The 18,320-nt window shown below is 69.9% G+C and carries 21 protein-coding genes and 1 pseudogene; 8 read left to right on the forward strand and 14 right to left on the reverse strand.

Translation table 11 applies throughout. From position 1 onward, the window contains the following. Positions 1-387: 387 nt before the first annotated feature. The 4 genes from NLX94_RS19345 to NLX94_RS19355 form a co-directional block, all read right to left on the reverse strand. Positions 388-807, reverse strand: a complete 420-nt coding sequence (locus tag NLX94_RS19345; RefSeq protein WP_254384201.1) for a VOC family protein — start codon at positions 805-807, stop codon at positions 388-390. Further along, positions 804-2,057: an IS256 family transposase gene (locus NLX94_RS19350; protein WP_254384202.1), complete on the reverse strand. Its 1,254-nt coding sequence runs from the start codon at positions 2,055-2,057 to the stop codon at positions 804-806. Before NLX94_RS19350 ends, NLX94_RS19345 begins: the two co-directional genes overlap by 4 nt. 249 nt (positions 2,058-2,306) lie before the next feature. Beyond that, complete coding sequence (locus tag NLX94_RS38990) at positions 2,307-2,429, reverse strand: hypothetical protein (protein ID WP_302169917.1); 123 nt, start codon at positions 2,427-2,429, stop codon at positions 2,307-2,309. A 78-nt stretch (positions 2,430-2,507) separates the two neighbouring features. Further along, the gene (locus NLX94_RS19355) at positions 2,508-3,671 is read right to left on the reverse strand and encodes an esterase-like activity of phytase family protein (protein WP_254384203.1); all 1,164 of its coding nucleotides are present in this window, start codon (positions 3,669-3,671) and stop codon (positions 2,508-2,510) included. Positions 3,672-4,274: 603 nt separating this feature from the next. On the opposite strand from NLX94_RS19355, the gene NLX94_RS19360 reads away from it, so the two are divergent. Then, the gene (locus NLX94_RS19360; RefSeq protein WP_254384204.1) at positions 4,275-4,781 is read left to right on the forward strand and encodes a hypothetical protein; all 507 of its coding nucleotides are present in this window, start codon (positions 4,275-4,277) and stop codon (positions 4,779-4,781) included. A 60-nt stretch (positions 4,782-4,841) separates the two neighbouring features. On the opposite strand, the gene NLX94_RS19365 is transcribed toward NLX94_RS19360, so the two are convergent. Next, on the reverse strand, positions 4,842-5,708 hold the full coding sequence (locus tag NLX94_RS19365) for an HNH endonuclease (RefSeq protein WP_254384205.1): 867 nt from the start codon (positions 5,706-5,708) through the stop codon (positions 4,842-4,844). A gap of 161 nt (positions 5,709-5,869) precedes the next feature. Here NLX94_RS19365 and NLX94_RS19370 point away from each other — a divergent pair, with 161 nt between their 5' ends. Further along, positions 5,870-6,514: an HNH endonuclease family protein gene (locus NLX94_RS19370; RefSeq protein ID WP_254384206.1), complete on the forward strand. Its 645-nt coding sequence runs from the start codon at positions 5,870-5,872 to the stop codon at positions 6,512-6,514. Positions 6,515-6,894: 380 nt separating this feature from the next. Then, a complete protein-coding gene (locus tag NLX94_RS19375) occupies positions 6,895-7,812 on the forward strand; it encodes an esterase-like activity of phytase family protein (protein WP_254384207.1) in 918 nt (305 codons plus the stop codon). Positions 7,813-7,999: 187 nt separating this feature from the next. On the opposite strand, the gene NLX94_RS19380 is transcribed toward NLX94_RS19375, so the two are convergent. Together NLX94_RS19380 and NLX94_RS19385 are read right to left on the reverse strand one after the other, a co-directional pair. After that, positions 8,000-8,452 (reverse strand): hypothetical protein, encoded by a 453-nt coding sequence (locus NLX94_RS19380; RefSeq protein ID WP_254384208.1) that lies wholly within the window; start codon positions 8,450-8,452, stop codon positions 8,000-8,002. Between the two features lie 155 nt (positions 8,453-8,607). Next, entirely contained in the window at positions 8,608-8,889 is a 282-nt protein-coding gene (locus NLX94_RS19385) for a helicase associated domain-containing protein (protein WP_254384209.1), read from the reverse strand. 456 nt (positions 8,890-9,345) lie between these two features. On the opposite strand from NLX94_RS19385, the gene NLX94_RS19390 reads away from it, so the two are divergent. Together NLX94_RS19390 and NLX94_RS19395 are read left to right on the forward strand one after the other, a co-directional pair. Continuing rightward, positions 9,346-9,552: a cold-shock protein gene (locus NLX94_RS19390; RefSeq protein ID WP_254384210.1), complete on the forward strand. Its 207-nt coding sequence runs from the start codon at positions 9,346-9,348 to the stop codon at positions 9,550-9,552. Between the two features lie 145 nt (positions 9,553-9,697). Beyond that, the gene (locus NLX94_RS19395) at positions 9,698-10,675 is read left to right on the forward strand and encodes a transposase (protein ID WP_254384211.1); all 978 of its coding nucleotides are present in this window, start codon (positions 9,698-9,700) and stop codon (positions 10,673-10,675) included. A 59-nt stretch (positions 10,676-10,734) separates the two neighbouring features. On the opposite strand, the gene NLX94_RS19400 is transcribed toward NLX94_RS19395, so the two are convergent. Beyond that, positions 10,735-11,178 carry a DUF6233 domain-containing protein gene (locus tag NLX94_RS19400; protein WP_254384212.1) on the reverse strand — a complete coding sequence of 148 codons (444 nt, stop codon included), beginning with the start codon at positions 11,176-11,178 and terminating at the stop codon, positions 10,735-10,737. A 544-nt stretch (positions 11,179-11,722) separates the two neighbouring features. Between NLX94_RS19400 and NLX94_RS19405 the strand changes: the two genes are divergently transcribed. Then, positions 11,723-12,568, forward strand: a complete 846-nt coding sequence (locus NLX94_RS19405) for an endonuclease domain-containing protein (protein WP_254384213.1) — start codon at positions 11,723-11,725, stop codon at positions 12,566-12,568. Positions 12,569-12,664: 96 nt separating this feature from the next. On the opposite strand, the gene NLX94_RS19410 is transcribed toward NLX94_RS19405, so the two are convergent. Further along, positions 12,665-13,345: a class I SAM-dependent methyltransferase gene (locus NLX94_RS19410; protein WP_254384214.1), complete on the reverse strand. Its 681-nt coding sequence runs from the start codon at positions 13,343-13,345 to the stop codon at positions 12,665-12,667. After that, a complete protein-coding gene (locus NLX94_RS19415) occupies positions 13,342-13,707 on the reverse strand; it encodes a hypothetical protein (RefSeq protein ID WP_254384215.1) in 366 nt (121 codons plus the stop codon). The genes NLX94_RS19410 and NLX94_RS19415 overlap by 4 nt, the downstream gene beginning before the upstream one ends. A 169-nt stretch (positions 13,708-13,876) precedes the next feature. Here NLX94_RS19415 and NLX94_RS19425 point away from each other — a divergent pair. Further along, positions 13,877-14,083, forward strand: a pseudogene (locus tag NLX94_RS19425) (heavy metal translocating P-type ATPase); the annotation flags it as partial. 56 nt (positions 14,084-14,139) lie between these two features. On the opposite strand, the gene NLX94_RS19430 reads toward NLX94_RS19425, so the two are convergent. Together NLX94_RS19430 and NLX94_RS19435 are read right to left on the reverse strand one after the other, a co-directional pair. Beyond that, positions 14,140-14,997: a DUF4331 family protein gene (locus tag NLX94_RS19430; RefSeq protein ID WP_254384216.1), complete on the reverse strand. Its 858-nt coding sequence runs from the start codon at positions 14,995-14,997 to the stop codon at positions 14,140-14,142. 202 nt (positions 14,998-15,199) lie between these two features. Continuing rightward, positions 15,200-15,601: a hypothetical protein gene (locus NLX94_RS19435; RefSeq protein ID WP_254384217.1), complete on the reverse strand. Its 402-nt coding sequence runs from the start codon at positions 15,599-15,601 to the stop codon at positions 15,200-15,202. 179 nt (positions 15,602-15,780) lie between these two features. Between NLX94_RS19435 and NLX94_RS19440 the strand changes: the two genes are divergently transcribed. Beyond that, positions 15,781-16,098, forward strand: a complete 318-nt coding sequence (locus tag NLX94_RS19440) for a hypothetical protein (protein ID WP_254384218.1) — start codon at positions 15,781-15,783, stop codon at positions 16,096-16,098. 187 nt (positions 16,099-16,285) lie between these two features. Here the strand turns inward: NLX94_RS19440 and NLX94_RS19445 are convergent, their stop codons facing one another. Next, complete coding sequence (locus NLX94_RS19445; protein WP_254384219.1) at positions 16,286-17,146, reverse strand: MBL fold metallo-hydrolase; 861 nt, start codon at positions 17,144-17,146, stop codon at positions 16,286-16,288. A gap of 429 nt (positions 17,147-17,575) precedes the next feature. Next, positions 17,576-18,271, reverse strand: coding sequence for an organomercurial lyase MerB (gene merB / locus NLX94_RS19450; protein ID WP_254384220.1), 696 nt, complete (start codon positions 18,269-18,271; stop codon positions 17,576-17,578). Positions 18,272-18,320 lie beyond the last annotated feature (49 nt).

Here is an 18,320-nt window from a genome sequence, read left to right on the forward strand (position 1 = left end):
CTTTGGAGGACCCAGGACGCGACACACCGGGAGATTCATCCGGATGGGAAATAGTCTGTGAGGTTCCGGCCTTTACTGGTGGGCTCGCCACGCAACGCGGTGCCGGGCGCCGCGCACGGCGGCACCGACGGGTTGTCGCGACGGCGCCCAGAGGCACCCCGGCGGCGGCCCGCTCACGGCGACGCCGGCCGGAACCATCGGCCCGGAAGTGGAGTGCTGGCCGAGCTCGGATGCCCGGGGAGATGAGCCGATCTTCGTTACTGACTGTAGCGACAGTCGCGGCCAGATGACTCCCCGTCAGGTGGCCGCCGGCGGGGAAATCCAACTGGCCACCGACACATCTCCCAGCGCACCGAGTAATCGTCAAGACCTGTGGATCGGTTGATCTCAGTTTCGTTGTGATGGGTTGATCGCGACGAGTTCGATCTCGAAGCCGTCGTCGTTCTCCAGGTAGGCGGCATAGTGCTGCGCGCCGCCTGCGTGCGGATGCCGGTCGGGGAACATCAGATGCCAGCCGTGCCGGGTCGCGTCGGTGGCCAGCTGTTCGACTGTGGTGTCGTCTTCGACGTGAAAGGCCAGGTGGTTCAGCCCTGGCCGGCAGCGGTCGTGCCGGTCGGCGGTGAGGGCGGGGGACTGCTCGAGGACCAGGTAGGTCGGCCCGAGCCGCCAGCTGCGTCCGTTGTTCCAGCTCTGGAAGAGGGTGTGGCCCAGTGCCTCCAGCAGCCAGCCGAGAGAGGCGACGGCGCGGTCGAGGTCCGGCACCCACAACTCGACGTGGTGCAACATGCCGCTGGTGGGCCGGTTCATGCCGCCACCGCCTCGGGGCGTTCGACGAGGTGGCCGCGTTCGAAGCGGGCGCCGGCCCGGACCAGGGCGACGAGGTGGGGTGCGTTCACGGCCCGCCAGCGTTCCTGGGCTGACTCGATGAGCTTGAAGACCATGGCCAGGGCGGCCGCGCGGGAGCCGGCGCCCTTGGTGACCTTGGTGCGTAGCCGGACGGTGGCGAAGGTCGACTCGATCGGGTTCGTGGTCCGCAGGTGGATCCAGTGCTCGGCGGGAAAGTCGAAGAACGCCAGCAGTTCCTCCTCGTCGTCCGTGATCCGCTTGACGACTTTGGGGTACTTCGCCCTGTACTGCTTGGCGAACGCGGCGACGGCCTTGACCGCGTGCTCCTTGTCCTCGGCGTTGTAGATCTCCTGGATCGCGCGCTTGGCCGCGGGCTGGGCCGACTTCGGCAGCGCGTCGAGGACGTTCGCGATCTTGTGGACCCAGCACCGCTGGTGGCGGGTCTCGGGGAACACCTCGTTCAACGCGTTCCAGAACCCGAGCGCCCCGTCGCCGACGGCCAGGACGGGGGCCCGCATGCCCCGGCGGGCACAGTCCCGCATCAGTCCCGCCCAGGCCTCGGACGACTCGCGGTAGCCGTCGGTCATCGCGATCAGTTCCTTGGTGCCGTCCGCCCGCACGCCGACCATGACCAGGACGGCGGCCTTCGCCTCCTCCAGGCGAATGCGCAGGTGAACGCCATCATCCCATACGTAGACGTAGTCCGTGGCGGACAGATCGCGGTCCATGAACGCCTTGTGGTCGGCCTGCCACTGCGCGGTCAGCCGCGTGATCGTCGCGGGCGACAGGCCGGCGGAAGAGCCGAGGAACTGCTCCAGCGCGGGCACGAAGTCACCGGACGACAGGCCGTGCAAGTAGAGCAGCGGCAGCACCTCGCTGATCTTCGGGGACTTACGGGCCCAGGGCGGCAGGATCGCCGAGGAGAACCGCCTGCGCTCGCCCGTCGTCTCGTCGACGCGCTTGTCGTTGACCCGCGGGGCCTTCACTTCGATCGCCCCGGCCGATGTCGTCACCTTCCGCGGCTGGTGGAAGCCGTTGCGCACGACCAGACGGCGGCCGGAATCGTCCCGCTCATCGGCCAACTCGGCTATGTAGGAGTTGACTTCCGCTTCCAGAGCGGCGGCCAGCATCCGCCTCGCGCCCTCGCGGACGATCTCGTCAATCAGGGAGCCATGTGGCGTCGTTCCGTCTTCGTTGACTACCGTGAGCACGGGCGTGCCTTCCCGACCGACGCAGCGAACGTCGGCCTACTCGATGACCATCACAGGATCATTCGGGAAGGTACGCCCTTCACGTGCCAACCCGAGGCCGATCCACAGGTCTTGAGCATTGCTCCCCTTGTCCGCGTCCGACCCGTGTGGTCCGACATCTGGACCTCAGCGGTTCGGCCAGGGGTTCAGCGACCACGGAACTGCGCTGAACAGCCATCAGTCCAGGCCAGGCGAGGGGACAATGAGTGTTCAGCGGTGTTCAGAATGAACAAGGGGAAGCATGGGCGACACATCCACGCCCAGCTCGGCGAGCGCTGCGAGCTGCCAGGGGTCGAGCCGGTCGCGGCGCTGCTTCTGGTTGACGATCCACATCCCTGTCCGGTGCGAGCTGCCGTCCGGAAGCAGCTCAGCCCGCCCGGCGGAATTTCGGACCCCGCGCTCGCCCGCCGGTCAGCGGAGGGCGAGCGCGACGATCTGGGTGACCGCGTCGTTGGCGAAGTTGTCGTCGCTGACGAAGATCAGCGTCCGCTCGCCGGACGGCAGGGCGGGGCCCCACGTCATGCCTTCGGTGTTGTCGACGGTGGACAGGCCGAGGGTGTGGAAGTCCGCGACAAGCCTCTTGCGCATGGGCACGACGGGCCTGCCGGCCAGGGAGTCCATGGCCCGTACGTCGGTGGCGCCCCGCGCGGTGGCGTCGTACAGGCGGATTTTGTATCCGGAGCCGGCGACCCAGGTGCGTTCGAGGACGAGGTAGCGGTCGGGGTCGTCCGGGAAGGCGAGGAGGGACGGTACGCCGGTGTCGGGGCCCCAGGGGCTGTCCGGGTCGGACTCGGCGAAGATCTTCTCGACGGGGTAGGCGAACTGTCCGAGCACCCGACCGCGACGGGTCTGCTGCGTGACGCGGACGAGCGCGCCGTGCGTCAGGTCCGGCACGGGGCCGTCCTGGAGCAGCGGGCCCTCGACCGCGCTGGTGACCATCGTGCCGCGGGCGCCGAAGGTGAGTGCCTCGACGGCCTGGTTCCGGCGCGGTCCGCGCTCCGCCGTGATCGTGTAGTTGTCCGGCAGCTGCAGGCTGCCGCGGTGGGTGCCGTCCGGGGCGGAGATCTCGATGGACGGCTGGATCACCGGCGGGCCTGCTACGGCGGGCCGGTCGCCCTCCTGCCCCCACCAGTAGCGGCAGTCGAGCGGGTCGACACGGATTTCCTCCGGGTCGACGGCCTTGCCGTCCCCGAGGGCGGGCGACGGGTAGACCGCCCCGTCCGGCTGGAGGAAGGGGCGGGTGCCGGTGAAGTCGACGGAGTGCACGCCGTCGGCGTCGACGTCCAGCTTCGCGGTGTAGAAGCGCGCGGGCTGGAGGAAGGAGCGGTCGTCGCTGATGAACACGTACTCGCCGGTGCACCGGTCGCGGTCGACGCCGGAGAGGCCGCCGACCGTGGTGCCCTGGAAGCCGAGCTTGTGGGGAACGATCTTCTCGCCAAGCAGGCGGGCCTGCACCGCGCGCCCCGACTCCGGCTCGGGGCCGCCGGGTTGGGGCGCGGCGGCCACCGCGGGGGCCAGCGTGGACGTCAGGAGCAGGGCCGCGGCGCAGGCGCGGCGGATCAGGGAGGCACTCATGCCGGTGATCATGGCCCGGCCCGGACCCGCCCCGCAGTCACCCACACGGGTATTCCTCCCGTCGCCTCCCCGCCACATGGACCAACAGTCGGATGATCGGCCCGGCCGCGATCCGCCGGACAGGCCCTGCCCCCGGCCGGCCCGCTCGGAGCGCGGACCATTGCATGGCTGGGGCCCGGTCCGGATCGCCGAGACGGCGAGCGCGCCCGCGTGCCGACTGCCATGCCCGGCCGCGTTGGTGGCAGGTACCGCGCTCCACGCGGGGCGCCGATACCTGGATGAACCGGAGACCGCGCCCTTGGACGGGGCTGGTGTTCAGACGGATGACCGTGTCCGCCGGCGACGGGGGCATCGCTGAGGCCGCTCGGCGGATCATGGCCGCGGCCTTCGCCGATCCTGCCCACGCCTACGAACGCGTCGGGGCGGGACGGGCGGGAGAACGCCAACTACTCCCACCCGTCCCGCCCCGACGCGTTCGTCCAGTGCTCCAACGGGCTCGCCTACGTCTTCGACTGCTGGCCCGGTTGCCGGTGACACCCGCCGCTGACGCGTGTGTCGACCGTATTCTGGGAGGCGACGGGAAGGCTGCTGGAGGACGGGAGCGTGCCTAAGCCGGTGTACTTCGACGGGAACTCGTCGGTGGGGCACACGAGCGCGTTCTGGGCCGGCTACAGCGGCCGGCCGTTCTACGGGCCCGGGGCGCAGTTGTTGCGGGCGGTCTGCGCGTGCGGCTGGACCGGCACCGAGTACCCGCTGGACTGGGACCGGATCGGTGACCGCTCCCAGTACGAGGACGAGACGGCCCGCACGGCCGCGGACAACTGCGTGAACAACTGGGACCGGCACATTCAGGAAGTCGAGGCGTCGACCGTCGCGTTGCCCGCGGAGGTCGGCGAGCTGCTGAGGAGCGAGGCGCTCGACCGGCTCGCGGGCGAGTCTCCCGCTGGAGCCCTCAAGGCCGCCCGGCGCCTGGAGTTCCTTGCCGGGGCGGTCGGCTACCACGCCGACGACACGGCGTACCGGTCGATGGAGGTCGAGGAACTCGGGACAGCCCTCGGTATCACCGCCGATCACGCTGGAGATGTTCTGGACCACTACCGGCACGGGTAGGTACCGCGGGCCTTCGTCCAATCGAGCCGTGACTCGCCACGATGGTCTGGGGCACTCATCTCACAGGCGGGGCTCCTCGCGGTGTGTCCAGTCGCGTGCGTCTTCCCACAGGTTGATGTGGTCCTGGGTGAGGCTGGAGTAGGACACTGAGCGGCGGCCTCGTTGGACCCGCTGCGCGAGCCAGTACCGGGCGAAGTCCGGCGGGACGACCAGGCACGCGCTGCGGGAGTTGTTGCAGAACGCGTGGACGAGGGCGATGTTGTCCGGGTGGTCTGCTCCGCCGTCTTGCAGGGCTTGGAGGTGGTCGAGCTGGGCGGCGCGCGGGTCGGGGCGACGGTGGGAGAGGTCCACCGGGCCGAGGCACCACGCGCACGTGCCGGCGTCCCGCTCGTAGATTCCGGCGAGGGAGTACGGGGCGCTCAGGCCGTTGCCGCGCTTCCTGCCTTCGCGGCGGGCAGCGCGGTCCCGCTCGGCCTCGGCGCGTTCTTCGGGTAGTGCCGCGAGTCCTTCAGCATGCGCTGCCTTGCGCTCCTCGTCGGTCATGGCGGCCGCGGCGGTGCGGCTCTCGACCCTGCGGTCCAAGATCTGCTGAATGAGTTCCCTGCGCTCCGCGCGCTCCACCGGCGTCCCGCTTTCCAGGTGGCGCTTGGCCAACCGGTACAGACGGAGCATTAGCTGCTCGCGCAGGGTCAGCTGTAGCACCGCGCCGACGGGCACGCGCTGGCCGCGCCGCCGGTAGCGGACTTCCAGCGCGTACCGCAGCTCGGCCGGCAGCTTCCGCTCGGGCACGCCCATGGTGCGCTCGGCGGCCGGGCGCGGGGCCGGAGGTTCGTCGGTGTCGGAGATCGGGTGGGCGGTGACCCGGAACCGGCCGAATCGTGTGCCGGCCGGGGGCCGCGCTTCCTTGGACTTCGGGGGCTCGCTCATTCGGCAAGCCTACGAGGAACCCCCGCCTGGCGGGCTGTTCCTGGACGTGGTGCGGACGGCGCTGAGGTGCATCGTTCCTGCGGTGAATCCGCTCGCCCGGCGGAGTGAGGTCCCCTCCGCGGGGACTGCTCCGGGGGCGGCCGGGGCGGTATCACCGGGCGGTGATCAAGAACCTTTCTCGCGGCCTCGCCGCTACTGCCCTGGCCTTCGCGGTCCTGGCTCCCGTCTCTCCCGCGCACGCCGACGAGTACACCCTCACGGAGGCCATCACCTCCCTGCCGATCGCCGAGGAGATCCGCGCCGGCTACAAGCGCGAGCTCTACCCTCACTGGAAGGACGACGACAAGAACGGCTGCTCGGCGCGCAACGATGTGTTGATCGCCGAGGCGATCGAGGCCCCGACCGTGGGTGCCGGCTGCACCATCACCGGAGGCGTCTGGCACTCCTACTACGACGACGTCCTCGTTCAGGGCCCGGCCGGGGTCGACATCGACCATTTCGTCCCGCTTGGGGAAATTCACGACTCCGGTGGCTACGGCTGGACGACGGAGCGGCGCCGCCGGTATGCCAACGACCTCGGGTCGGACGTGACTCTCGTGGGAGTCACTGCCCGCTCCAACAGGCAGAAGAGTGACCAGGACCCGTCGAGCTGGATGCCTATCCCGGCCGTGCACTGCCGGTACATCGGTGAGTGGGTGGCCACCAAGCACCGCTGGGCGCTGGCCGTGGACCAGGCCGAGCGCGAGGCGCTGCTGCGGTACGCGGCCGACTGCCCGAACGCGACGCTGGCCTTCGACCGGGCGTGAGCAACGACTAGCTCTCCCCCTCCCCCGACGCGGGCCGCCATCATCCGGGACGCGTTGGTCAATTCGGGGGCCAGTTCCTCTCTGCCCCGCTGGGCATCGGCCCGGTGGGGCAGAGTTCTGCGAACTGCGATACCGGCACGAGTGCCAGCAGCCCCGGTGACCAGGCCGGCTTGCCTTGCACCGGGAACAGGTCCGTGAACTCGCTGGAGGGCGGGGCTGCGGCGTTCCGCTGTGCAGCGCGTGCGCCGAGTGCGACTTCGCGCTCCGGCGAATGGCGTAAGCGTCGCTGGGACGGACTCGCCATGATCAATAACCTGGCGCCGGCGCGTGACCTCGCGTCTGTCGGACAGAGAAGGCGAGCGACCCCAGTGGAACTCCCGATGTTGCAGCGTATGGCCTGGCTCACCGCGGCGGCCACGCTGCTGACGGTGCTCGCCGCCGCCCCGGCCGGTGCGGACGGCGCATGGCAGAAGGTCGGCGGAGACGCCCGCAGCGGTGTCAGCGGCATCGCGTTCGAAGGCCGTACCGCAGACGGCGCGGGGGTGGACGTGCTGGTTGTGCACGACAACAAGCGGTCCGGACAGCCGCGTCTGTCCCGGATCACCCACAGGGAGGGCACCGACGGAATCTCCCCGATTACATGGGACGGACCGGAACCCGTCGACCTGGAGGCCATCGAAGCCATCCCCGGTATGCCGGGGGAGTATCTGGCGCTCACCGGCCGTGGCATCGTCTACCGCCTGAAGGTCACCGGCGCCACGGCGACGGTCGTCGACTACTCGCCGCTGCCGGCGATCGGCGAGGGTGACGACTTCGAGAGCTTCGCGCTCGTCGCCCAGAACGGGCGACTCGCCGCGCTGTGGGCGGACCGCGGAGCGGGCGCGGACCGTCCCGCCACCTTGTACGCGGCGCCCCTGACGTTCGCCGCATGGGGGCAGCCGCTGTTCGGCCCCGTGACACGCCGCGCCTACCGGACGCCGTACCCCACCGGAGACGGCACACGGCACATCTCCGACATCGCGGTGACCGACTCCGGCCGGATCATCACGAGTTCGGCGTCGGACGCCGGTGACGACGGCCCGTTCGACTCCGCGGTGAGCGACGCGGGCCGGGTGACCGTGTCGGCAGCGGGCCGGGTACGGGTCACGCTCGCGGCCTCCCCTACCGTGCTCGGGACGTTCCCGCAGTACAAGATCGAAGGCGTGGAGTGTCTGCCCGGTTCCGCCGACGCCCTCCTGGGCACCGACGACGAGAACCTCGGCGGGTACGTGCGGACCATGCCGTTCTGCGCAGCCTGACCCGGTCGCCGTACGCAACCCGGCACCGCCCCGCCAGACCGACGCCCAGCGGGGCAGAGAGGAACTGGCCCCCGAATTGACCAACAGCGTCCCGAGTCCTGCGCGGGGGGAGAGCTGACTACCTGCGGGCCTGTTGCCAGACCCTGCCGGTAGCGTCGAAGGCGAAGGCGAGGACCGGCTGGCGGTGTCATTCGAGGGGGTCGACCAGCGCTGCGCGCGACGGGTCCGGCGGGAAGGGGCGCCCGTAGTACCGGGTGTCGCGGACGATGCGGCCTGTCTCGTCCAGCTCAAGGACGAGCACAACGTGCCAGACGTCGCCGGCGTAGTCGTTGATGCCCTCCATCACCCACACCCGGCCGGCGCCGGTCACCCGGCGCACGGTGATCGCCGGCGGGACAGGGTAGGTCTCCTGCATCCGGCGCATCGCCTCGCGGCCGCGGATCCGCTCCCTGGACTGCGGCATCTCCATGACGTAGTCGGGCGAGCGGATGGCGTACTCCGCCGCGGCCGAGAGTCCCTCGGGGCCCTGCGAGAACAACCGGTCCACGGCCGTCCGCATCGCCTCGGCGTCGCTGTGCACCACCGCCCGGTGCAGGAGCTCCCGAAGCTCCGCCAGTCCGGACTCGGACCAGAGTGTCATCGCGCCTCTCCTCCCTCGGCGGCCGAACCGGACGGCCCCGACGCCGAGCATGCCTGCCCACCCGGGAGGCTGGCGGGCGCGCCCTTCATCCGGACGGCCCCGCCCCGCCGCCCGACAACGCACCCAGATCCCTGACTGCCCGTGACCTTGCGGTATCACCGCGCCCAGTCGAGCCCCATCTCGGCGAGCGCGTGGAGCTGGGCGGTGTCGAGTTGGTCGCGGCGGGCTTTCTGGTTGGCGATCCAGACGCCGGTGCGGTGCTGGGTGCCGTCGGGGAGGGTTTCGGTGTGCGCGCGGCCGACTACGGTCGTGCCCTCTCTCGCGACGTACTGCGAGAAGGCCTCCAGGCCCTTCTGGAAGACCGTCGCAGCCCGGGCTGACGTGGGCTTCGTACTTGCCTTCGTGGTGGTCTTCCGTGCCCGTGCGGCGGGTTTCACTCCGAGCTTGCCGAGCCCGTGCCTGCTGTTCGGCGTTGAGCCGGCTGAAGTCGCGTCGTTGGGTGGTGAGCCAGCGTCCGATGTCTTCGCCGTGGTGGTGACCCCGGGGACGATGTCGGTGAGGCTTGGAGCACCCCGGTCTCGCACCGTGTTGGACGTTCCGTCTCGAGTACGTCGTCAGTTTCGGGGATGCCGGGCGCACTCGGGTGGCTTACGACGTGGTCGGCGATTGATGTCGGCGCGTCCAGGTCTGTGGTGGGAGGCCAGCGATGATGCGCGGTAGCCGTGCTCGGGTGGACAGGCACCCCGGTTCACCTCCCGCAGTGCAACTCACTCATTCAGGCGGATTACATGACAACCTGGCAGGGAATGCCTGATCGCAGTTTTGTCCGCGGTACCCGGCTCGCGAGACGTGCCGAGCGAGGCAGCGGGCATCGGATGCGAAGGAGCGAGTCGATGGCTGTTCAAGGAACGGTGAAGTCGTTCAGCGCCGAGAAGGGCTTCGGATACATCACACCTGACAACGGAGGGGCAGACGTCTTCGTGCACTACAGCGAGATCCAGAGCGACGGCTACCGAACCCTGGAAGAGAACCAGAGGGTCGAGTTCGAGATCGGCCAAGGGCAAAAGGGGCCGCAGGCTCAGACGGTAAGGCCTCTATGACACACAGCGACGTAGCATCACAGCTGTTCTGATGCCCCTCGTCCCGGCAGCTTTGGGTGCCCTTGGATTGATGCGCTCCGACGGCGTCGTTGGCGATTGAGGGCGTCGGGCGTGACGTGGCGACGGTCGCACGGGTTCTTCGACTGTGACCAAGAACTGGGCCCGTGCGGCCTTGTCGCATCCTGTCTTCACCGGCGTCTCCCGTGCACATCTCGGCGTCTTGATCGAGGAGCTGGCCGTGCCTTGGTCGGCTCGCCAGGAGTCCGCGCTGCTTGAGCGGCGTGGCGGAGCGCGCCGCCGGGCGCCCGGAGCCGGTCCCAGGCGGGAGCTGGTGTTCACCGACCGAGTGCTGGTCACCCTCGTGCACCTGCGCACCCAGCTGCCTCATGCCGCTCTCGCGGAGCTGTACGGGGTGGGCCGCTCCACCCTCACCGAGGCCATCGGTGAGATCCGTCCGCTGCTGGCCGAGCGCGGCTGCGCCATCCCAGACCGGCCGGGTCTGCGGCTGCGCACACTGGCGGACGTTTTCGCGTACGCCGACGCCGAGGGCGTCGTCTTACGGATCGACGGCACCGAGACCCAGGTTCGCCGGCCGGCCGCACACCGGCTCGGACGGCGGGCGTTCGTGTCCGGCAAGCGCAAGCAGAACACCATCAAGACCACCACGATCAGTGACGGCCAGGGCCGCACCCTGTTCTCCGGTGCCGACCGACCCGGCCGCATGCACGACCAGACGGCGATGCGCACGGAGGGCATCGCCGAGCAGTTCCGCCTCCACGCCAACGTGAAGGCCGAGGTCGACGAGGGCTACAGGGGCCTGGCCAACGAACTCCCTGACCAGGTCAGCGCCCCGCCGAGGAAACCGAGGGACGACGCCCCGCTCGGCGAGCGGTACGTCTGGCGGGAGATGCGCTGCCGCCAGTCGTCCCTCCGGATCTGCGTGGAACACGCGAATGCCGAGCACCGGAAGTGGCGCCAGCTCCAGCGGTATACCGGCCGCCGTGAGACCTATGCCGAGACCCACCGGGCCATCGCAGGGTTGGTCTCCGACCGCGCAGCCCGCCGGGCCACGCTCCGCAAGCCCAGCACCGAACTGGCACTCGCCCGGTCGGTGACATCCTGATCACCCATCAGCCGAACCGTCAGTCCAGCACGCCCCGACCTCAATCGCCGACCACGTCGTTAGTCGGCTGGTGTGAATGAGGATGTGGCGTTGCATTCGCGGCAGGGGACGGTGCGGGGTTGCTGGAGTGCGTCGAGGGCTTGGTCGAGGTCGATGGGGGTGGCGCCGGGCTGGCAGCCGATGATGTGGATGAGGCGTGCGCCGGGGCGGTGGGGCAGGTTCTGTATCGTCCAGGCCTGACGGGCCCTTCCGCGGCCTGCAGGGGCTGCGGGCCGGGTCGGTACGCTGCTGTAGTCGCCGCCTTCGATGGGGCGGACGTGGCCGGAGTCCAGCCACACGGTGTGTTCCACGGGTTCTGGGCCGCCGCTGCTTGCGGCTGTCCAGATGGTGATGGCGACGCGGTACTGCCAGCCGTCGGGTACGCGGCGCCGTTCATAGAGTGAGGCCCGAAGTTCCTGGCCGTCGGGCAGGACCACGATCACCCGGGCATTGCCTGCGGGCATCGAATCCCTCCTCACCCCTGGTCAGCATCCTATTCGGTGGTAGTCGTTAGCCTGTTGGTATGCCGGAGCTTGTCATCCCGGGCCGCACGGGCGGTCTGATCACTCTGGGCGCCGCGGACACTCTGTGGGCCGGCTTGACGGCCGACAGTGCTGTGCCGACGGCTTCTGGAGCGTTCACCGGCTTTCCTGCCGATGCCCGGGTGGGGTACGTCCTTCTCGGCGGCCGTGTGGTGGCGACGGTGAAGACCGGCGGCCGGTGGAGTGTTCCGGAGACCGAGGTGCGCCGGGCGGCCGCGGAACTGAACGCGGTGGAGATGGACCGCCAGGACCTGCTCCGCATCGGCCCGTTCCGCCACTTGCCGCGGCAGGAGGAGCACATCGAGGGCACATCGCTGCGATGGCGCCGGCGCATCACTCAAGAACTGCGGGGGCTGGGCGGTCCCGAGCGGGCGGGACGGTGCGAAGGGGGGCAGTCGTGTCATCTGGCGGGGATCGATTGGCGGCGGATGCTCGTGGAGCAGACCCGTGACCGCACAGCGCGGACGTGGTGGCTGCCGCGCTGCTGGACGGAGCCGAGCACAGCGAAGCACGGTGGCTGCAAGCCGCCCAGGCCCGCCAGGCCAGTTCAGCCGTCCCCGGGCCGCCCTCCCCGCACCGGCAGGCCCGAGCCGCCGACAACCGACAGACGACCAGCCCCGACTGCCCAACCACTCCACTGCGCACGTACACCGGGGAGTTGGAAGGTCACCTGTACTCGGTGCTCAGCAGGAAGCCCGGTATCTCCGGCAAGGTAGCCGGGTGGACGTGTGCCGTCTGCCGCACCGCGCCCGCTGCCGTACTGGACCACTGCCACGAACACGGCTACGTCCGCGGCCCGGTCTGCCAGTCCTGCAACACCCTAGACCGCCCTGACCACCTGTACAGCAATGACGTCCGCGTCGCCGACCGCTACACACGACTCTTCGACACCCACACCGTCGACTGGCTGCGCCACTGGCACCGCTGCCCCGGCTGCCGCGCCCGCACCACCCTGCCCCTGCCACACCTCGCCGCATGGACCGCCCACACCGCCTGCCGCCCCCTGCGCCCGACCCACCGTGGTTCCCGCGGCCGCACACCCTGCGGTGTGCTGCGCGTGTCCTGGACGGGAAGCCAGAACACACCCCGTTCCTGCCTGCTCACCGTCACCGTCGACTTCTGCCCCTCCGGCGAGCACCGTGTCCTGGCGCAAGTCGGCTACCGCGAAGCCGCCGAGCGATTTGGCGCCTGGCTGGCCGAGACCGCTCCCGACGTGGCCGCTGCGGCCGGACCCGACCGCCTCGACGGCCTCCCCACCCAGTCACGGCCAGTCACCGCCGACACCAGCGGCGAGGGCCTGGCACTGTTCTGAGCACGACCTCCTGAGAGGGCTCGAGCCCTACCGCACCCCGTCGAAGCCGAGTTCGGCGTAGTGCCTCTCCGGCTCCACGGCGACACGGGGGTGTTGTCACAGGAATTGTGCTGACGGGGGCAGGACCTGGGTGACGCGCCACAGGCATCGGGGCAGGTCGCCTTCCTCGAAGGGGTGAACCTCCTCCAGCCTCCAGCCGTCGGCGAGCGCGTCGACCAGGTAGCGGGGGAAGAAGTGCACGGCGAACCCGCCGCGCTCGTAGATGTCGTCGCCGTGGGCTATGCCGGTGCCGTAGTGGGCGTCGCCGGTGTGCCGGACGGTGTAGACGAGCGTCCCGCCCGGCCGCAGCACCCGGCGCACCTCGTTCACCAATCTGAGGATCTCCTGGGTGGACAGGGCCATGCACAGCAGCATGTGCGCGAAGACCGCGTCCACACAGTCGTCCGGGAGCGGGAGGGGCTGACGCACATCGTGGACGGCTGTGGTGACCCGCTCGGCGACGCCCTGCTCCCGGGCGGCCTTCTCCAACTGCTCCAAGCCGGTCGCACTGAAGTCGGTGGCCAGGACGGTGAATCCCGCACCGGCGAAGTGGAGAGCGTCGCCGCCGTGGCCGGCGCCGAGTTCCACTACGTCCTTCGCCCCAGCCGCCCGGAAGACCGCCGAGGCGTGGAGCGCGGGGGCGGAGGGCCCTCCGCCGTACATGCCGGGATAGGCGCTATAGGTGCCCTGCCAGTGGCGCCACTGCGCATCCGCCAGATCCTGCTCGCTGTCCTTCACGGACCGTGTTTCCCTTCGTGTCCCGGGCCGGTTCCGGTGTCACCGCCGGCCTGGCCGGGGGTGCCGGTCAGGGCCTGCCACAGCTGCCCTGAGCTGGGGAGACCGCAGAGGCCGTCCGGTGTCCGGTATACCCGGCACGCAAGCCCCGCCGGATGGCCGGGCTCGGCGAACGGATCGCGCCCGTCGATGAGGAAGGTCGGAGAACCGGTGAAGCCGGTCCTCTCCGCCTGATCCTGGCCGGTGATCACGCGCGTGGTGACCTCGATGCCGTCCAGACCGAGATCGGCGAGCACTTGGCGCACCCGGGCGGCGGCGGGCGCGGCGTGGGGACAGTCCGGTACGACCAGGACCTCGACGTTCATGTCTTCAGGATCGCTCACATCGGGCCCGGCGGGCGCCGTCTACTGCCGGGCCAGGGCTTCCACCGTCTCGTCAGGGGTGTCGCGCAGGCCCAAGGGCACGTCCTCGACTTGGTAGAGGGCCTGGTCGACGAGTCCGGCAACGTGGTGGTCGTAGAGGGCGTACGGGTAGGCAGACGGTCGGGTGCTGGATGGAGCGAGCGAGGGCGACCAGGCCCCCATCACTGGCGAGCCGCTGCCCGTTGTCAAGGAGGCGGGCGACGAGATGTTCGCCGGCGCGCCGAACAGCACCGGAGCCCTGCGTGTGCGGGTCGAGCGGGACCCTTCCGAGTCGGCCATCGCCCGAATCGTGGCGATGGTCGCCGAGGCGTCCGAGACGAGTGATCAGCCCCGCCCGCAGTCCACTCCATGTCGACGGGCCGTACACGAATCGGGTCAGCCGCCTGCCGGCAGGGGATGGGGGGTGCCGAGGTAGGGGAAGGCGGGCAGCAGGTCGGTGTGCGCGGCGATATGGTCGGTGGTGATCTTCCCGTTGGAGAGCATGGACAGGCGGGCAGAGGTGACGTCGTCGGTCAGGGTGCGGCCGTTGGGGTAGGCGGCGGGCCTGGCGCGGTCGTAGCGCAGGATGTCCGGCAGAACGGTGCGCAGGGCCTGCTCGGCGGCGCGGGGCTCGTAGTTGCCGAAGTGCTGGAGCGCCGCGGTCCATGGCTCGCGGTAGGTGTCCCAGTCCTTCGCGGGTTCGCCTGCGTTGTAGGTGTCCTTGGCGTCCTCGGCGTTGAAGTACGCGGTCAGGGACGGGTGGGCGCCGCGGTCGACGGACTTGAGCTGTCCGTCCTGGTGCAGGCTCACTCGCGCCCACACCCCGATTGTCGGGTCGGCGGCGAGCTCGGCGTTCGGCATCTCCAGCACGATGCCGAGGACGTTCTTGTCGGCGCCCCAGTCGACGCCGGTCCACTGGAACTCCTTGACGATGCCGTCCAGGTCGGCGAAGAACGGGTCGCTGCGCGGCCCGGCGGAGAACCGGTAGGGGCCGGCTTCGACCACGGCCGGCTCTGGGCCGGAGCCGACCGGCGCGTCGGTGAAGATCTCATAGCCGACGGCCTCGTGGGCGCGGGCCTGTGTACCGGTCGCCCGGTACATGGTGGCGGTCTGGCTTCCGTCACGGGGCGGGGAGAAGACGAGGCTGAACGCCACGTCGGCCTGTTGGTCGCCGTCGGTGTCGACGTTGATCCGGTACACGGCGTCCGGATGGAAGGCCGCGCCCTCGGCTGGCGCGATCGGATGAACGTTCATGATCAGGACGGTGCGGTCGCCGGGGAGGTGAACGCGAAGAGATCCGTCAGATCGAGCCGGGCGTCGTCCATGGGGGAGCGCAGATTCGGTCCGCTGAGGTGGTGAGACATGACCTCAACATCCACCGCGCACCCGTGCGCGACGCGGCGGCGAGCCGACACGCCTCCAGGAGTCACCCATCCGGCCACAGCGGCCCTGCCGATCAGATCAGCCCGGAGACGGTGCGGCGGCCGGTGGTGCGTTCGGGGTCGTGGACGAAGAAGACGCCGACCAGGGGGACGTCACGCATCCCGTCGGGGGTGTCGATGCGCACGCCACCGGCACCGTCGAGGTGCAGAATGTGGCCGCTGACGCTGCGCAGGGTTTCGCCGCCCTCCCCGTTCCGGGAGATGACACCGGAGGTGAGGGGCCGGTCGGCTTGGGCCTGTTGGCCCAGGGCGCTGCGCACGAGGAGGCGACCGGAGGTGTCCCAGGTGGCGGGACTGGTCCAGGTGCAGCGGCTGACGGTGTCGGAGAAGATCTGGCGGCGCCCGCTGCCGTCCTGGGCGTCACCGATCCAGATCAGTCGCATCTGCCCGGGCAGCGTGCTGGTCGACTCGAACATGCCGCCACCATCGCACGTCCCTCGGGCCGTGGGCCGCTCACGCGCCGGACTCGCCGGGCCTGGGTCCCGGCTGGAAGGACCGGACCCCGCAGATCGCGAAGTACCTGCAGGCCACCGTCCATGCCGGACCCGAGTATGTCAAACCTGCTCTCTGGGCGGCCAAGAGCGTCGAGGCCACCTTGGGCATTCTCGCCCTGGTCGCGCTGCTCCGGAAGAACGCGATGCTGCTGATCTGCGTCATCGCGGGGTGGATGGCACAGTTCACCTTCTTCGCGGCCATGGATGTATGGGCGGCCGACCGCGGCGAGCTGCAGGAGCACACCGTCTACTTCGTGGTGTTCACCCAGCTGCTGGCGACGGTCCTCGTCATCGCGCTCGCGGCGAGGGTGAGGCAGTGGCTCCAGCGGTCCACCTCGCTCACCTCGCTGTCCGCCCCCGGCGCCGTGCAGACGGAGCCGGGGGTCCGCTCTCCCGCGGCGGGAGGACCTTCGGTGTAGGCGGCCCGCCGCCGCCGGCGCGCAGGAGGCCCTCGGAAGGCAGCCGTGCGTGCCCGGGCTGAAGAAGGGCGGCCGACGTGCGCTCACCGAGGCACCGGCCGCCGACCAGCTTCCCCTGCCTCAATTCGGCGGGGGAAGCCGGCATCAAGGTCACCGAGGCCCGGTGTCCTGGGAGGCGGGGAAGGTGTCACCGTTCTGACGCTTTGGCCCTGTTCGCCCCGCCCCAGAGCGAACCTGGGTTCGCCCGGTTCGGGTACAGCGCAAGCATCGCCTCGTACAGTTCGGTCGCCGTTTGGGTCTCGGCGTCCAGCCGGTTGAAGTCACCCAGGTACTTCTTGGTCTCGGCCAGGATCTTCGGGTCGTCGGGCAGATCGGGGTTCTTGTGGCCGGCGACGACGAAGGCAGGGTCGAGCGCGGCGAGCGCGTCAGTGGCGCGCATCCATTCCTCCCGCGACGCGGTGGTGGTCTCACCCAAGTACTGGTGGATGCCGTTGTAGGCGACGTCTCCGGCCACGACCAGCCGCAGGTCCGGCACCCACAGCGCGGTGCTGCCCTCGCAGTCGGTGAAGCCGGTTTCGACCGCCCGCAGCGGGTGCCCTTCGAGCGTGAACGTGTCGCCGTCCAGGACCTCCGGGAAGACCTGCGGCTGCGGGACCTGGCCCGGAAAGCGCGAGGTCCAGAAGGTGTCGATGTAGGGCGGTGTGCCTTCGAACTTCGCCTTGGCTACCGCTGCGGCGGTCGAGACCGCCTTGACCTGGGGGAATGCCTCGATGAGCTGCTTCACGCCGAAGCCGTGGTCGCCATGGCCGTGCGTGATGTAGACATAGGCCAGGTTGCGGTCTTGCGTCTTCACCCAGTCGACGAGCTGCTGATTCTGTTCGACGGTGAGGAACGTGTCGACCAGCACGGCGTCGCGCTCGCCGAAGATCAACGTCGCAGTGTTGACCACCCACTGGAGCTCTTCCGTGCCGGGCGGCAGGTCGCGGGTCAGGCCCGACCGGCGCACACACAAGGTGTCGTACTGCAGCGCTGACGCGGTTTGCGGCATGGCGCGGTTTCCTTCCACACTCGTGGAGACTCAGGCTGACGCCCTGACTTCGTCGGTTCCCCGAGGTTGTTCGGCTGCTGGCCACGACCCCGACCCCTATCGGAGCAGTGGGCCAACTGGCGACTGGATTCCCCGAAAGCCATCCTGCGCGCCCGCATCCGATCCGCAACATGGCCGCGCGCCCGACTCTGTACACCCGTCCCTTCCTCCCCACGCCTCCCGCTGTGTGGAACAGGGCCGAAACGGAACTCGGCCGGTGGGCCGAACGGGTGAGCGGCAGCGGATCCCGGATCTGCTGCCCCGGCCGGCCTTCCCTCACACTTGCGAACCGCTCTGAAGACGGACCCGCTCGCATGCCGTTCGAGTCACCGCACGCGACCGCCGTCCCCATGGGGAAACGTGACCGCGAGGGTGGCGAATTGCGTACGCTCAAGCACTCGGAAGTGGGGAATTGCAGCGTGACCGCTGACAATCGCCGTCTGTCGTATTTGTGGCCGTCGCGGTGCCGTCGGCGAGGGCCTTCTCGACAACTGGCCGCCCGACCTCGAAGGCATCGGCGACCGGCAGGACTTGAGCGCCGGGGTGCTCGGCGAGCCAGTCCTTGGCGGCGTCGGCGCTGGTGAAGAAGTGGACCTGATTGCAGAAGGAGACGCGGACCGAGGCCGGAGCGTCGGGGGTGACCAGGGAGACGACGGCCGTGGCCGGTTCCACGTGCGTGGGTCCGTCCGGGGTCACGGTCAGGCGGACCGGCTCCCCGGTGGCCCAGCAGGGGGAAGTCACCTGGGCGGTGTGGCCGATAATGGCCGGGAAGACCAGGGTGTCCAGCGCGCACCAGGTGTACAGGGTGCGACCGCCGGTCTCGTAGCGGTGCGGGGTGGGGTTCTGGGTGAGGCCGTTCCCGATGATGCGGCCGTCGGTGTCGTACTCGGTGTCGGGCATGTCGGCGAGCGCCTGACGGATCTCGTCCGCGGTGCGGCCGGCCCGGTCGGCGAGCTGGTCGACTGCGACCGGCTCACCGGCCGCCAGCAGGGTCAGCAGCGGGTGCAGCAGCCAGAGCTTCACGCCCGGGGCGCGGTTGACCGTGTCGGTGAAGCGGGCGGCCATCTTCTGGGTGTCGGTGTCCACGGCGGGTCATCCCTTCCATGCGTGGATGGGTCCGATGCCGCCGACTGTA

The organism is Streptomyces sp. TBY4 (assembly GCF_024213195.1).
GTDB lineage: Bacteria > Actinomycetota > Actinomycetes > Streptomycetales > Streptomycetaceae > Streptomyces.

What these genes read in the sequence shown, in the direction of transcription:
- NLX94_RS19355 (WP_254384203.1), bottom strand. Translation starts at nt 3,671, where the DNA reads ATGAGTGCCTCCCTGATCCGCCGCGCCTGCGCCGCGGCCCTGCTCCTG.
- NLX94_RS19365 (WP_254384205.1), bottom strand. Translation starts at nt 5,708, where the DNA reads ATGAGCGAGCCCCCGAAGTCCAAGGAAGCGCGGCCCCCGGCCGGCACA.
- NLX94_RS19400 (WP_254384212.1), bottom strand. Translation starts at nt 11,178, where the DNA reads ATGCCCGCAGGCAATGCCCGGGTGATCGTGGTCCTGCCCGACGGCCAG.
- NLX94_RS38990 (WP_302169917.1), bottom strand. Translation starts at nt 2,429, where the DNA reads ATGTGGATCGTCAACCAGAAGCAGCGCCGCGACCGGCTCGACCCCTGG.
- NLX94_RS19390 (WP_254384210.1), top strand. Translation starts at nt 9,346, where the DNA reads ATGGCTGTTCAAGGAACGGTGAAGTCGTTCAGCGCCGAGAAGGGCTTC.
- NLX94_RS19380 (WP_254384208.1), bottom strand. Translation starts at nt 8,452, where the DNA reads ATGACACTCTGGTCCGAGTCCGGACTGGCGGAGCTTCGGGAGCTCCTG.
- NLX94_RS19375 (WP_254384207.1), top strand. Translation starts at nt 6,895, where the DNA reads ATGTTGCAGCGTATGGCCTGGCTCACCGCGGCGGCCACGCTGCTGACG.
- NLX94_RS19445 (WP_254384219.1), bottom strand. Translation starts at nt 17,146, where the DNA reads ATGCCGCAAACCGCGTCAGCGCTGCAGTACGACACCTTGTGTGTGCGC.
- NLX94_RS19430 (WP_254384216.1), bottom strand. Translation starts at nt 14,997, where the DNA reads ATGAACGTTCATCCGATCGCGCCAGCCGAGGGCGCGGCCTTCCATCCG.
- NLX94_RS19435 (WP_254384217.1), bottom strand. Translation starts at nt 15,601, where the DNA reads ATGTTCGAGTCGACCAGCACGCTGCCCGGGCAGATGCGACTGATCTGG.
- NLX94_RS19415 (WP_254384215.1), bottom strand. Translation starts at nt 13,707, where the DNA reads ATGAACGTCGAGGTCCTGGTCGTACCGGACTGTCCCCACGCCGCGCCC.
- NLX94_RS19345 (WP_254384201.1), bottom strand. Translation starts at nt 807, where the DNA reads ATGAACCGGCCCACCAGCGGCATGTTGCACCACGTCGAGTTGTGGGTG.